At 65.6% G+C, this 13,343-nt stretch carries 8 protein-coding genes; 1 reads left to right on the forward strand and 7 read right to left on the reverse strand.

Features of this window, described 5'->3' with window-relative positions:
• Positions 1–12: 12 nt before the first annotated feature.
• The 7 genes from proC to trhO all read right to left on the reverse strand — a co-directional run bounded on the left by proC (position 13) and on the right by trhO (position 12,513).
• On the reverse strand, positions 13–849 hold the full coding sequence (gene proC, locus PCK14_RS11700) for a pyrroline-5-carboxylate reductase (RefSeq protein ID WP_269938662.1): 837 nt from the start codon (positions 847–849) through the stop codon (positions 13–15).
• A 337-nt stretch (positions 850–1,186) separates the two neighbouring features.
• A complete protein-coding gene (locus PCK14_RS11705) occupies positions 1,187–2,044 on the reverse strand; it encodes a sugar phosphate isomerase/epimerase family protein (protein ID WP_269938663.1) in 858 nt (285 codons plus the stop codon).
• A 6-nt stretch (positions 2,045–2,050) separates the two neighbouring features.
• Positions 2,051–3,037, reverse strand: coding sequence for a Ppx/GppA phosphatase family protein (locus PCK14_RS11710; protein WP_269938664.1), 987 nt, complete (start codon positions 3,035–3,037; stop codon positions 2,051–2,053).
• Positions 3,038–3,149: 112 nt separating this feature from the next.
• Positions 3,150–6,584: a family 20 glycosylhydrolase gene (locus PCK14_RS11715; protein WP_269938665.1), complete on the reverse strand. Its 3,435-nt coding sequence runs from the start codon at positions 6,582–6,584 to the stop codon at positions 3,150–3,152.
• 317 nt (positions 6,585–6,901) lie between these two features.
• Entirely contained in the window at positions 6,902–9,676 is a 2,775-nt protein-coding gene (topA, locus tag PCK14_RS11720; RefSeq protein WP_269938666.1) for a type I DNA topoisomerase, read from the reverse strand.
• 198 nt (positions 9,677–9,874) lie between these two features.
• Positions 9,875–11,542: a DUF7059 domain-containing protein gene (locus PCK14_RS11725; protein WP_269938667.1), complete on the reverse strand. Its 1,668-nt coding sequence runs from the start codon at positions 11,540–11,542 to the stop codon at positions 9,875–9,877.
• A gap of 77 nt (positions 11,543–11,619) precedes the next feature.
• Positions 11,620–12,513 carry an oxygen-dependent tRNA uridine(34) hydroxylase TrhO gene (trhO, locus tag PCK14_RS11730; protein WP_269938668.1) on the reverse strand — a complete coding sequence of 298 codons (894 nt, stop codon included), beginning with the start codon at positions 12,511–12,513 and terminating at the stop codon, positions 11,620–11,622.
• A 76-nt stretch (positions 12,514–12,589) separates the two neighbouring features.
• Here trhO and PCK14_RS11735 point away from each other — a divergent pair, with 76 nt between their 5' ends.
• Positions 12,590–13,300 (forward strand): GNAT family N-acetyltransferase, encoded by a 711-nt coding sequence (locus tag PCK14_RS11735; protein ID WP_269938669.1) that lies wholly within the window; start codon positions 12,590–12,592, stop codon positions 13,298–13,300.
• Positions 13,301–13,343 lie beyond the last annotated feature (43 nt).

The following is a 13,343-nucleotide window of genomic DNA, read 5'->3' on the forward strand; positions in this document are numbered from 1 at the left end:
AGTGAGGGAGGGTTACTTGGCGGCGAGCTCTTCGGTGATTGCTGCCGCCCGGGCGGCTGCGGCCTGCGCGCCGGTGCTGATGATGGCAGGCAGCCCGTCGCGGTCGAAGCTGGCGATGGCCTGCTCCGTGGTGCCATTGGGGCTGGTCACGGCTCGGCGCAGGGCGGTGGCGTTGGCGCCGGGCTCGGCCAGCATGATGCCGGCACCGGCCACGGTTTCGCGGGCAAGGATCTGGGCGATCTCCGGTGACAGGCCGAATTCGGCTGCCGCCGCGGCCATGGCCTCGGCGAGGTAGAAAGCGTAGGCCGGGCCGGATCCGCTGATGGCAGAGACGGCGTTCTGCTGGTCTTCGGGGATGTCCAGGACCACGCCGGAACCGTCAAAAACGGAATGTGCGGCCGCGAGGTGGTGCTCGTCGGCGGAGGACCCGGCGGACAGTGCCACGACGCCGCGGCCCACCTGCAGGGGCGTGTTGGGCATGGAACGGACCACGGGCTGGCCGGGGTTCAGGGCGCCTTCCAGCTGGGCCAGCGACACGGCGGCAGCCACACTGATGACCACGGCATTGGAGTCGAGCGCTCCGGCGATTTCACGGCAAAGATCCACGATCCCCACGGGTTTCACGCCCAGGATCACCACGTTGGCACCCACCACGGCTTCGGCGTTGGCCTCGGCTTCCTCGTTGGAGGCCAGGGCCGTGACACCGTGCCGGGTGGCCAGTTCGTGCGCCCGCTCGGGGCGCCGGACCGTCACCACCACGGACTGCGGGGAGGTCCCGGCCGCCAGCATTCCGGCCAGAATGGCCTCACCCATGGAACCGCAGCCAAGAAACACAATCTTTGTCATCATGCCTCCATCATTGTTTGCCGCGGCACCGCATGCAACCGGCCGGCAGCCTCGGACCGCACGCGCAACCCCCTGCCGCCACTCCCGTACGGCTTAATGGCAAACGCACAGCTGGCGCCCCGGCTATTCTCAATTGCCAACCGTAGTCTCTTAATTACCTCATAAGGGTGCGAGTGATGATCGGACTGGTCTTGTCCTGAAGACCAGTCAAATCGCCGGAGAACTCGCCAGTGTTTCCCCCATCCACTGGCAGCATCTCCGGCGATTTCGCATTTAACGCGGGTCTCGACAGGCTCGACCACCGGGCTCGCGGGTCTCGACAAGCTCGACCACCGGCGCCCTACGGCGCGTTTTGCCCCAGGTGCACGCGGGCAAATTCCAGCGTCTCCGCCAGCCATTCCTCACGCTGCCCCGCCCCCTTGGCCTTGCGGGTGGAGATCTCTGCGACCACGGCGCCGTCGAACCCGTTGGCGGCAATGTGCTGGAGCACCTCAACGCACTGCTGCGTGCCGTGGCCGGGGATCAGGTGCTGGTCCTTGGTGGACGGCGAGATGCCGTCGGTTAGGTGAATGTGCCGCAGCCTGCTGCCCAGGGCGCGCACCGCATCCAGGCTCGAGGCACCGGCCGAGGCCGCGTGGGAGAAGTCCCAGGTGACATCCGCATAGTCCAGGGGAACGGGATCCCAGTGCGGCAGGTAGGCCATGGCCTCGCGGCCGCGGACCCGCCACGGATACATGTTTTCCACGGCGATCCGGATGCCAAAGGCCTCGGCCACGTCCCGGACGCCGTGCGCAAATGTTTCGGCGTAGTCGTTCTGCCACCGGAACGGCGGGTGCACCACAACAACCTCGGCGCCGACATCGACAGCCATCTGCGCGGAACGCTGGATCTTGTTCCAGGCACTCCCCCACACCTGCTGCGTGAGCAGCAGCGTGGGCGCATGGATCGCCAGGATGGGCTGGTCGTAGCGTTCGGCAAGCCGGTTCAGGGCCGACGCGTCCTGGCTGTCGCCGTTGTGCGTGACCAGGACCTCGACGCCGTCGTACCCGATGTCTGCGGCCACCGCAAAGCCGTCATGGACCGAGAGCGGGTACACGGAGGCTGTGGAGAGCGCCACGGGGATGGGCTTGCGCGCAGGCTCCGGCGCTGACGGATCCGGGGCAGCGCTGCTGGGCTGGTGATCGGGTGATTGGCTCATGTCCGGCTACCTTGCTTCCGAGTTCCGCAGCTTGGCAACATGGGCCGGCGGCTCGAGCGGGCCATCCAGCACCAGCTGGTCCAGGCGCCGCAGGATCAGGCCCTCGCGCAGCGCCCAGGGGCTGATCTGCATGTGGGTGACGCCGAACAGCTCCAGGGCGCTCTGGGCCACCATGGCACCGGCGAGCACCTGCTGTGCGCGGGCCTCGGAAACGCCGGGCAGGTACATCCTGTCCGCCGAGGACATGGCCGACAACCGCTGGGACCACAGGCCAAGGTCACTCAGGTGCAGTTCGCGGCGCACATAGGGCCCCATGGACGACGGCGCCGCCCCGGTGATGCGCGCCAGCGCCCGGAACGTCTTGGAGGAGCCCGTGACGATGTTGGGCGTGCCCAGTGCCTTCGTGGCCGCGATGGGCTCCTTCAAGGTTGCCTTGATGTACTTGCGCAGCGCCTTGATGCTCTTGGCCGTGGGCGGGTCTTCCGCCAGCCATTCGCGGGTGAGCCGCCCGGCCCCAAGCGGCACGGAGTGGGCCAGGTCGGGAAGTTCGTTGGATCCCTGGGAGATTTCAAAGGATCCGCCGCCAATGTCCAGGTTCAGGATGGTCCCGGCACCCCAGCCGTGCCAGCGGCGGACGGCGAAGAATGTCATGGCCGATTCTTCCTCGCCGGTGAGTTCGGTGAGGCGGATGGTGGTTTCGTGCTGCACGCGGGCCAGCACCTCGGCGCCGTTGGTGGATTCCCTGATGGCGGAGGTGCAAAAGGCCAGAAGGTCCTTAGCCTTGTGCTTGGCCGCGAATTCCCAGGCCTCGAGGATGAACTCGATGAGCTCGTGCTGGCCCTCGTCGGTGATGTTACCTTCGGCGTCCAGGTACTTCACCAGGCTCAGCGCCCGCTTGTGTGAGGCGAACGGCACCGGGTTGGCACCGGGGCGGGCATCAACAAGCAGCAGGTGGACGGTGTTGGAGCCAATGTCTAGCACGCCTAATCTCATAGGGCCATTATTCTCCCTCCGGCCCGTTCCATGGCAAAGGCCGCCCTGCGGTGAAGAAACAATTTTTGTGTCTTCACCGCAGGGCGGCCCCTGTTGCTGGTTGCCTGGCGGTCTACTTGTGCAGGCCTGCCCGGCGGCGGTTGCCCATGACAATTCCTGCTCCAAGCAGGGCCATCAGCAGGGCCGCGCCCCACAGTGCCGTGGTGGCAGAGCCCGTGCTGGCCAGCTCATCGCTGGTGGCCGGGCTGCTGGCAGGAATGCTGCCGGAAGCCACCACCGTGAAGCGTGCCTCAACGGTGCGCTTGGAGGTTTCCCCGGACAGGGTCACCGTGTGCGCACCGGCGGCAAAGTTGGCCGGAACCTTCCACGTGAAGGTCACATTGCCGTCCTTGTCAGCCAGGGCCACGCCCAGGTCCACGGGTTCGCTGTGCACGGTGCCGCGGACGTTCTCACCCGGCTGGAAGCCGGAACCGGTGAACGTCAGCACCTGGCCCTGCTGGATTTCCTTCGACGACACCGAGGCGCCGGCCGTCTTGCTCGCGGTCGGTGACGTGGTGGCCGTGGTGGGCGCAACCGTCGGATCCACGGTCGGCTCCACCGTGGCCGTGGCAGTCGGCTCAACCGTCGGTTCCACAGTCGGGTCGACAGTCGGCTCAACCGTCGGCTCGACCGTCGGCTCAACCGTCGGTTCGACCGAAGGGGTGGCGGTGGCTGTCGCGGTGGGCTCAACCGTCGGAACAACGGTCGGCGTCGGGGTCGGTTCAACCTTGGCATCGGCGGCATCAACCGTGAGTTCGGCGATGGTGGTCCAGGGCTGGCCCGACTGCTCCGACAGGGCCTTCAGGGTGACATAGCGGCCTGCGACAGGAGCGGGCAGCACAACCGTCTGCAGGGCAGCGGCGTTCGGGAAGACGCCTTCGGCGACCTTGGTGCCCTGTTCGCCCGCGGTCTTGCTGATGTAGATCTCATAGCCCTTGATGCGGCCGTTTGCGGCACCCGATGAGGTGCCTTGGCGGGGCAGCTCGTTGACGGCGCAAATGTTCGCTTCCTTGCCCAGGTCCACCGTGATGGTGTGCGGCAGGGGAACGTTGGACGGCGTCCATGGGGTTCCCCAGAAGGTGTTGGGGTTGCCGTCAATGGCGTTGGTGCCCGGGGTTACCTCGCCCCCGCCATTGTTGAAGCTGTCCACCACTGCAGCCACGGGGCGCAGGGGTGCAACAGAGCAGGACAGCAGTCCCGAGGCACTTGAGTTGCTGACCCTCACTTCGGCGCCAGCCATGTAGGCGGTGGCTGCGGTGACGGTGAAGGTTCCGTAGGCAGCGCTGTCTGACGGCGTCGCCGTGAATGTGGCCGTCTTGGCCGTGCCTGCGGCAACGTCGCCAACGGTGGCCGACGCCGGGGAAATGGTCCAACCGGCAGGAGCTGCCGGGGTGACCACCGCTGCGGTAATGCCGGTGGACGTCCGGTTGTCCACGGCAACTGTGATGGTGGCGGGGGCGCCAGCCACCACACGGGCGGGGGCCGTGACGCTTGTGGACACCTCGCCTGTCAGGGTGAAGACACTCGCCGGGACAATGTCGTGGGCTTGCTGGGTCAGGGCGCCGGCGGTGTTGACGCTGAGCGGGAGCTGGGTGATGGCGTTGCGGATCTTGAAGCCGTTGCCAACCTTGAGGATCTCCCACTTTTGCAGGTTGTTGACCTCGCGGTCGCTGGTGGTGCAATTGGACAGCGACGGGGCCAGGTCCTGCTGCATGGGGGCCTGCAGCCAGAGAACGCCGCCGGCCATCGCCAGGCATTTTCCATTGGCTGCGGTCAACTTGTAGTAGTGGTCGCTGGTGGCTGCCAGCGTCCAGGTTTCGTTGGCCGCGGCGGAAACCGAGACGCCCAAGCCGCTGCCATTGACGGACTTTCCGGCCGTGGAAATGGTGTAGCCGCCGTTGCCCACAGGGGTCCTGTTGTAGCTCTCGTAGCCGGGTACACGGCCCAAGGTGGTGCTCAGTGCGGTGAACTTGGCGAAATCGGCGGTGGGCTTGGGGCCGCCCCATGTTGCCTGCGCCAGGAACCGGGTGGTTGCGAAGATCTGCTCCTCCACCTGGGATTCGGTGGCTGCCGGAGTGTTGTCGGGCCACGCCGAGAGCTTGGCTCCGATGACCTTGCCTCCGCCGGCGACGTCGGTGACTGTAGTGCCGCCGTCGAAGGTGCGCGGCGTCCAGCCGGAGTTCCACAGGCCTGTCAGGTTCACCGTGTAGTTGCCGGGCCGGTTGAAGTACAGGGCCTGGGCGGAGTTCTGCACGTCATGGCCGGAGTTGAGCAGTGCCTGGGGCGTGGGGCCGGAGTTCAGCCAGTGCTCCACCACAATGTCCTTGTCGAGGGGAATGGTGCTGGTGGACGGCACGCCGTCGTTCCAGATGCGCAGCTTTTTGCCTGTGGCCTTGACGTGGGCGTTGACCTTGTTCATGAACCAGATGAAGACGTCGCCGGGGCCGGAGCCGGCCGGGAAGATGGCGGGGTTGGCAGCCACGAAGGCCGCGAACTGCGGGTAGTTGGCGTAACTGTCACCCATCATGTACTCGTCGCCGCCCATGTGCCAGTAGGGCTGGTCCGGGAAGGCTGCGGCATATTCGTCGGCGAGCTTGGTGACCATGGTGAAGGCCTCGGGCTTGCTGATGTCCAGCTGCTCGACCTTCTTGTTGCCGGCGTTGTTGACCAGCTGCAGTTCGGGGTAGTCGTAGAGCCAGGGGCGCATGTGCCCGGGTGAGTTCACTTCCAGGACCAGCTCAATGTGGTACTTCTTGGCCCACGCCGTGATCTGGGCGGCCTCGGCCTTGGTGTAGTAGGCCCAGAAGTTGGCCTTCGGGTACGCATCGGACTTGAGCTTGGTCTCCAGCCACAGCTGGTTGAGCTTGTTGTACGCCATGTCCTTCATGGTGCGCTCCAGCGACTCCATGGAGATGGTGAGCTGGCAGGCACACAGGCCCACGCCGCGCTCGGCATATTGCGGAACGTCGATCGAGGTGCCCTTGTTGACCTTGTTGCCCTGGGCCAGCAGCTGCAGGATGGTCTGGGTGCCGTAGAAGGCTCCCGTGGCGGTGGCACCCGTGACCTTGATGGTGTCACCAACTACCAGTTCGTAGCCTTCCTTGCCCAGGGCTGCCGTGCGGGCCGGGTCAACGGCCACTTCCAGGTCACCTGCAATGGCGCCGGTGGCGGCCCTTGCGACCGTGCGGCCCAGGACGCTGGACAGGGCAGTGGCGAGATCGCCCGTCAGGGTGGCATCTGCCCCGATCACCTTGGCGCCCGCACCGAGGGTGAACTCACCTGCGGCCGCGGTCCATGAGGAGAGGCCGGGAATTGTCTGCGGAGCCCCCTGGGGCGTCAGCGGCACCGAACCGGACGGCGCGGCAACGGCCAGCACGGCCGGGGCCAGTGCCGGGGCGGGCGCTGCGTTGGCGGCTGGAAGGGCGACGGCGGTGGAGGCCAGGGCCAGGGCTGCAGCGGTCAGTGCCGCGACAACCGCATGGCGGCCTCTTCGTTGGCGATTTTTCATATCTCCCCGTGAAAGCTGGATTTGTCGTTTGGACTTGAGTCCCCTTCAAACGGCCGAACACCCCAGGAGTGATGCGCACCACAGATCGAGACTTCGTGAGCTATGTTACGGGTATCATCGAATTTAATCCAGATGTTACCGATCTCATTTGCGGCAAACCGAACATCTTCAAACATTTTCTCACTTCGTCACTGCTTGCTTCCGCCCGGCCGGGGACGCCCCCGGGGACGGTGAAGGGCTTCGACGCGCCATCTCCGGGCACAAAAGAGCCCCGCACGTGGTGTGCGGGGCTCTTTGGGATGCTGGCGGAGCCGGAACTACTTCTTGGCCGGTGCCTTCTTCTTTGCCGGTGCCTTGGCGGCCGGCTTCTTGGCGGGGGCCTTTGCCGTGCGCTTCACCGGTCCGCGGGCACGCTTGTCGGCGAGCAGCTCGATGGCGGTTTCCCGGGTCAGGTCCTCCACCTCGGTGCCGCGGGGAACGGTGATGTTGGTGACGCCGTCGGTGATGTAGGGTCCGAAGCGGCCCTCCTTCACAACGATCTTCTTCTCAGAAACCGGATCGTCGCCGAACTCGGCCAGAGGCGGGACAGCCGCACGGGTGCCGCGCTGCTTGGGCTGGGAGTAAATTTCCAGCGCCTGCTCCAGCGTGATGGTGAAGATCTCCTCCTCCGTGCCGATGGAGCGGGAATCCGAACCCTTCTTCAGGTACGGTCCGAAGCGCCCGTTCTGGACGGTGATCTCCTCACCCTCGGCATCGGCGCCCAGGACGCGCGGCAGGCTCATGATGGCCAGCGCCTCATCCAGGGTGACGGTGTCAACGCTCATCGCCTTGAACAGTGAGCCCGTGCGCGGCTTGGCCTTGACGGGCTTCTTCGGCGGCTTGGGCTTGCCGTTCTTGTAGTACTCAACGGGCTGGTTCGCAATGTCCTCGGCCGTCATCTCGGGGATGACCTCCGTGACGTACGGGCCGTAACGGCCATTCTTGGCCACAACGGTGTGCCCCGATTCGGGGTCGACGCCGAGCACACGCTCCTCCGGGGCAGCAGTGTCCATGAGTTCCTGCGCCTTGGCGGGCGTGAGCTCGTCCGGCGCCAGGTCCTCGGGAACATTGGCGCGGGCGGCCTCGATGATTTCACCCGTCTTGGGGTCCACGGTGGGAACCGTGCTTTCAAGGTACGGGCCAAACTTGCCCACGCGCAGCACCAGGGTGTCGGTGATGGGCATGGAGTTGATGTCGCGGGCATCGATCTCACCCAGGTTGTTCACAATGCTCTGCAGGCCGGCATCGTGGTCGTCGCCGAAGTAGAAGCGCTTGAGCCAGTCCGAGCCCTTGTCTTGGCCATTGGCGATCTTGTCCAAACCGGTTTCCATGCCGGCCGTGAACTCGTAGTCCACATAGTCGGTGAAGTGCAGCTCGAGCAGGCGGACCACGGAGAACGCAATCCAGCTGGGCACCAGGGCGGAACCCTGCTTGCGCACATAGCCGCGGTCCATGATGGTGGACAGCGTGGAGGCGTAGGTGGACGGGCGTCCGATGTCGCGCTCTTCCATTTCCTTGGTCAGCGACGCTTCAGTGAAGCGCGGCGGAGGGGACGTCTCGTGGCCGTTGGCGTTGACGTCCGCGGCGGTCAGGGCGTCGTTTTCCTTGACGTTGGGCAGGCGGCGGTCCGAATCGTCGGAGTCGTTGCGGGACTCGTCGCGGCCTTCCTCATAGGCGGCCAGGAAGCCGCGGAAGGTGATGACGGTGCCGGAGGCCGAGAACTCGGCGTCCTGGCCGTCGGCGGTGCCGCCGGCGGCCGTGGCACCCAGCTTGATGGTGGCCGTGGAACCCTTGGCGTCAGCCATCTGGGAGGCGACGGTTCGCTTCCAGATGAGCTCGTAGAGCTTGAATTCGTCGCCGCGCAGGGCGCTGGCCACCTGGGCAGGGGTGCGGAAGGAGTCGCCGGCGGGGCGGATGGCCTCGTGGGCCTCCTGCGCGTTGGAGCTCTTGTTCGCGTAGACGCGCTTGGATGAAGGGATGAACTCCGGGCCGTACAGCTCGGATGCCTGCCTGCGGGCAGCGTTGACGGCCTCGTCACTCAGTGAGGAGGAGTCGGTACGCATATACGTGATGTAACCGTTTTCGTACAGGCGCTGGGCGGTCGACATGGTCGACTTGGAGGAGAAGCGCAGCTTGCGGCCGGCCTCCTGCTGGAGGGTCGACGTCGTAAACGGCGGGGCCGGGCGGCGGGTGTACGGCTTGTGCTCAACCGAGCGGACGGAGAATTCAACATCCTGCAGGGCGGAGGCGAGGGCGCGGGCGGCGACCTCATCAAGGTGCGCCACATTCTTGCCGGTGAGCTCACCCTTGTCATTGAAGTCACGGCCGGAGGCAACGCGCTTGCCGTCGACGGCGGCCAGCTTGGCGCCGAACGACTCGCCCGTTTCCGGGGTGAAGGTGCCGGCCAGGTCCCAGTAGCTGGCCGAGCGGAAGGCCATGCGCTCACGTTCGCGCTCAACCACCATGCGCGTCACCACGGACTGCACACGTCCGGCGGAAAGCTTGGGCGCCACCTTGCGCCACAGCACGGGAGAGAGCTCGTAGCCGAACAGGCGGTCCACCACGCGGCGGGTTTCCTGGGCGTCCACCAGGTCGGTGTCGAGCTCGCGCAGGTTGCCCATGGCACGCTGAAGCGACTCCTTGGTGATTTCCGCAAATGTCATGCGGTGCACGGGCACCTTGGGCTTGAGCACCTCAAGCAGGTGCCACGCGATGGCCTCGCCCTCGCGATCCCCATCAGTTGCGAGGTAAAGTTCGTCGGCGTCCTTGAGCTGCGCCTTGAGCTCTGCCACCTTCTTCTTCTTGTCCGGGGAGACCACGTAGTAAGGCTTGAAGTTGTTTTCAAGGTCGACGGCGAACTTGCCGATCGAGGACTTCTTCAGTTCCGCAGGCAGCTCGGAAGGCTGTGGCAGGTCGCGGATGTGCCCAATGGAGGCTTCGACGACGAAACCCTCGCCCAGGTACTTGGCGATGGTCTTGCTCTTGGCAGGGGACTCTACAATTACGAGCTTTTTGCCGGTCTTGGGCTTGCTGGCTGCTGCCTTGCTGGGCACGGTACTCCTACAGGGAATGAAAGGTGGACGAACGGCGTCCCCAAGAGCTTAGTTCACCATATTTTTACCGCGAACGCGCATTGCTTGGGAAACCCGCAGAAAAAACCCACCAGCCACAGGCGGACTCCATGCGGCCATTCCACCGGCCGGCCACCCCTGGAAACGGCCCGGCGGGCCGGCGGATTCCGCCCCTGCGCGTCAGTTGGCGGGCAGCAGGAAACCGTCCCGCACCAGGTTGCGGACCTCGGCGGTGAGGTTGTCGGCAAACTCACCGTCCGCACGTTCCAGCAGCACCGCGAGGGCGCCGATGATTTGCCCGGCGGTGAGCTCCCCGTCGCAGGCGGACACAAACCCGGCCAGCTCGGTGCTGAGCAGGTTGGTGCGGCGCAGCCCTGCACCTTGGCGCAGCAGAATCACCCCGGGGTGCTCTGCACCAGGTTTTTGGTGGCGTTCCTCTGTGACGTCGGGGGCCACCAAAAGGTACTCGAAGGTCAGCTCGGGGTGGGCCTTGAGCCACTGCCCCCTTTCGAGGGCGTCGGCCAGGTGCGGTCCAACAGGCTGCTCAATCGGGTACAGGATCTCTTCAAAGCGCGGCGCCCCGGCGGCCTCGCCGGCGGCCGGACGGCGCAGCAGGATGTAGCCGAATCCGATCCCGGAAACGTCCCGTGAGGCAAAATCGAGCAGGTAGTCCTCAAAGGCGTTGGCGTAGGCCACCGAGTCGCGGCCCTGTGACGCATCTTGCAGCCAGGTCTCGGCGTAGCCGCCGGGGGAAACCTGCTCGCGCTGGATGAACCAGGCTTCCGTGCCCGGTGCCAGCCACTGCGAGGGGCGGCCGTGCCACTCAACGGGGGTGCCGCCGTCGTCCGCCGTGGCGCCGGAGATCTCCCAGTTGCCCAGCATCTGCGCCGTTCCGCCCGGGTTCAGGATGCCCGGAAGCCCACGCACCAGTGACTCCACAATGGCGTCTCCGGCCATGCCGCCGTCGCGGTAGGTGAACTGCTCCGAGCTCTGTTCGCCGCGGTGGCGGGGGGTGATGACGAACGGCGGGTTGGACACCACCAAGTCAAAGCGCTCCCCTTCAAGGGGTTCGAGCAGGCTGCCCAGGCGCAGGGAGACGCGGGCGTCGGGGTTGTCCGCGTCCAGGTCGGTTGCGTCCAGGCCCAGCGCCGGGGCGTTGAGCAGGAGGTTGAACCGGGTGAAAGCGAGTGCGCGTTCGGAAATGTCGGTGGCGACCACTGTACTGGCGTGGTGCAGCAGGTGGAACAGCTGGATTCCGCAGCCCGTGCCGAGGTCAAGTGCGCGTTCCACATTGCGGCGCATGGTGCCCTGGGCCAAGGTGAGCGATGCCTGGCCAATGCCCAGGACGTGGTCCTTGCGCAGGACGCCGGGCCGTTGGTGGGCGCCGAGATCGCTGGCCACCCAGAGGTTGGTGTCGTTGCCGCCCTCCTCGCTGGCCGGCCAGCCGTAGGGCCGCAGGTCGACGGCGGCCCGCACCACAAGCGGGCGGCTCTCGTCGTGTGCGTCGCCCAGTTGGTCTGCCGCATCAAAATCGGCTTCGGCCAGGCCCAGCGAAATCAGCGCGGCCACGCCAGTGCCTGGAACGGCAAGTCCCAGGTCATTGGCGGAAACCGACTCCGCCAGCAGCCAAAACCGCACGGCCGTGGCCAAGGGGCTGGTGTTGCCGCGCAAGGCCAAGGCCGCGGGCACCGTTTGGTCCCGGCCCAGCGCCTGGTTCGCGTCCTCGCCAAGGAGCTGCGCCACGCCGTCGACCGTGTAGCTGATGGCGGCCAGGTCTGCGGCCAGGGCCTGCAGGACGGGAAGGTTGTCGCTGCGCGGGGCGTCGGGCACGGTGGCGAAGTCAGTCATGCATCCAGCCTAACGAGTTCCGGTGGCTGGGCTTGTCCAGACCCAGATCTCGACAGGCTCGATCACCGGGGTGGGGATCAGTCGGTGCAGCCCTGCGGGCAGAGCAGTGTTTCCGGGGCGCTGGCGCACTCCGCGCAGTACAGGTTCAAGTTGCGGCAGCTCGGGTTGGAGCAGTTCTCAAACTTGTTGCTGGGCTGCTCGCAGCGGATGCAGTGGCCAATCTCCTTGGCTTCGTCGCTGAATTCCATGTGCATGCGCTTGTCAAAGACGTAGAGGGAGCCTTCCCACAGGCCCTTGTCCTTGAAGGTTTCGCCGTACCGGACAATGCCGCCGTCCATCTGGTAGACCTCTTTGAAGCCGCGGTTGACCATGAGTGAGCTGAGGACCTCGCAGCGGATGCCTCCGGTGCAGTACGTGACAACGGGTTTGTCCTTGAGGTCGTCGTACTTGCCGGAGTCGAGTTCCTTGATGAAGTCATGGGTGGTGTCGACGTCGGGGACTATGGCGTTCTTGAATTTGCCGATCTGGGCCTCGAAGGCGTTGCGCCCGTCGAAGAAGACGACTTCCTCACCCTTGGATTCCTTCTCGGCAACCAGTTCGTGCAGTTCCTCCGGCTTGAGGTGGGTGCCACCGCCCACCACGCCGTTTTCATCAACCTTGAGTTCGCCGGGGGCGCCGAAGCTGACAATTTCATCGCGGGCCTTGACACTCAGCCGGGGGAAGTCGTCACCGGTCCCGTCGGACCACTTGATGTCCATGTTCTTGAAGCCGGGGTATTCCCGCGTGGTCTTCAGGTACTGCTTGAGGTCATTGATGTCTCCGCCGACGGTTGCGTTGATGCCGTCCTTGGAGATGATGATGCGTCCCTTGAGCCGCAGTTTTTCGCACAGCGCGCGCTGCCACAGCCGGATCGCGTCCGGGTCTGAAAGGGGGGTAAAGCCGTAAAAGAGCACAATTTTGTTCAAAGCCACGTATTAAAGCCTACTTTGCGCGACCAAACGGGGGTCTTCGCACCGACCGTGGTCTCGGCGGGCATAGGCTTTAAACATGACGGTTGCTTCCACGGAGCTTGAGGACCATGCAGCAGCCTGGTTTGCCGGTTGGAGCGCGCTGCGGAGCTACCAAACCACAGCCGGCCCCGGATACTGGGCGGCCATGCGCCCGGACCGGGGCGGTGAGTGGGAGTACTTCAGTTGCGACCCCGCCCCGCTCGACTTCGCCACCCTGGCCGCCAAAGTGTCCGCACTGCCCAGGCGGACACTGTGCGTCATAGGCCCCAACGTCCATGCCTACGTGAAAATGGCACATGCGGCCGGGCTCGGCATGGTCTCCACCTCGGAAAAGCTCATGGCCTGTTCCATGGACACCCAGGACAACCAGGACCCCTTTCTTGGCGATCCGGAGCTGTCGCTGGTGGTCAAGAGGATCGGCGGGCGGCACAATGCCTCGGCGGCCCAGGTGAGGTTCTTCGCCGCCATCATGCGCGGGCCAACTGTGCTGGCCAGCGGAAGCGTCGGCATCTACGGCGACTTTGCCGTCTTTGACTCCCTTCAGACCCAGGCCCACCACCGCCGGCGCGGCTACGGCATGTTGATGATGAAGACCCTGGCCGCCCGGGCCAAGGCCCATCCGGTCACCACGGGAGTGGTGCTGGCCAGCACCGATGGCCAACGGTTGTACGGCAAGCTTGGCTGGCGCAGCCTGGGCACCATGACAGTCCTGGTTCCCCGCGAGCGGCTGGCGGAGATGGCGCCGTAACAGCTGTTGGGGGCCAGGCCGTCACGGCCACCGGGCCTCTCCG

Source organism: Arthrobacter sp. HY1533, from assembly GCF_027568515.1.
GTDB lineage: Bacteria > Actinomycetota > Actinomycetes > Actinomycetales > Micrococcaceae > Specibacter.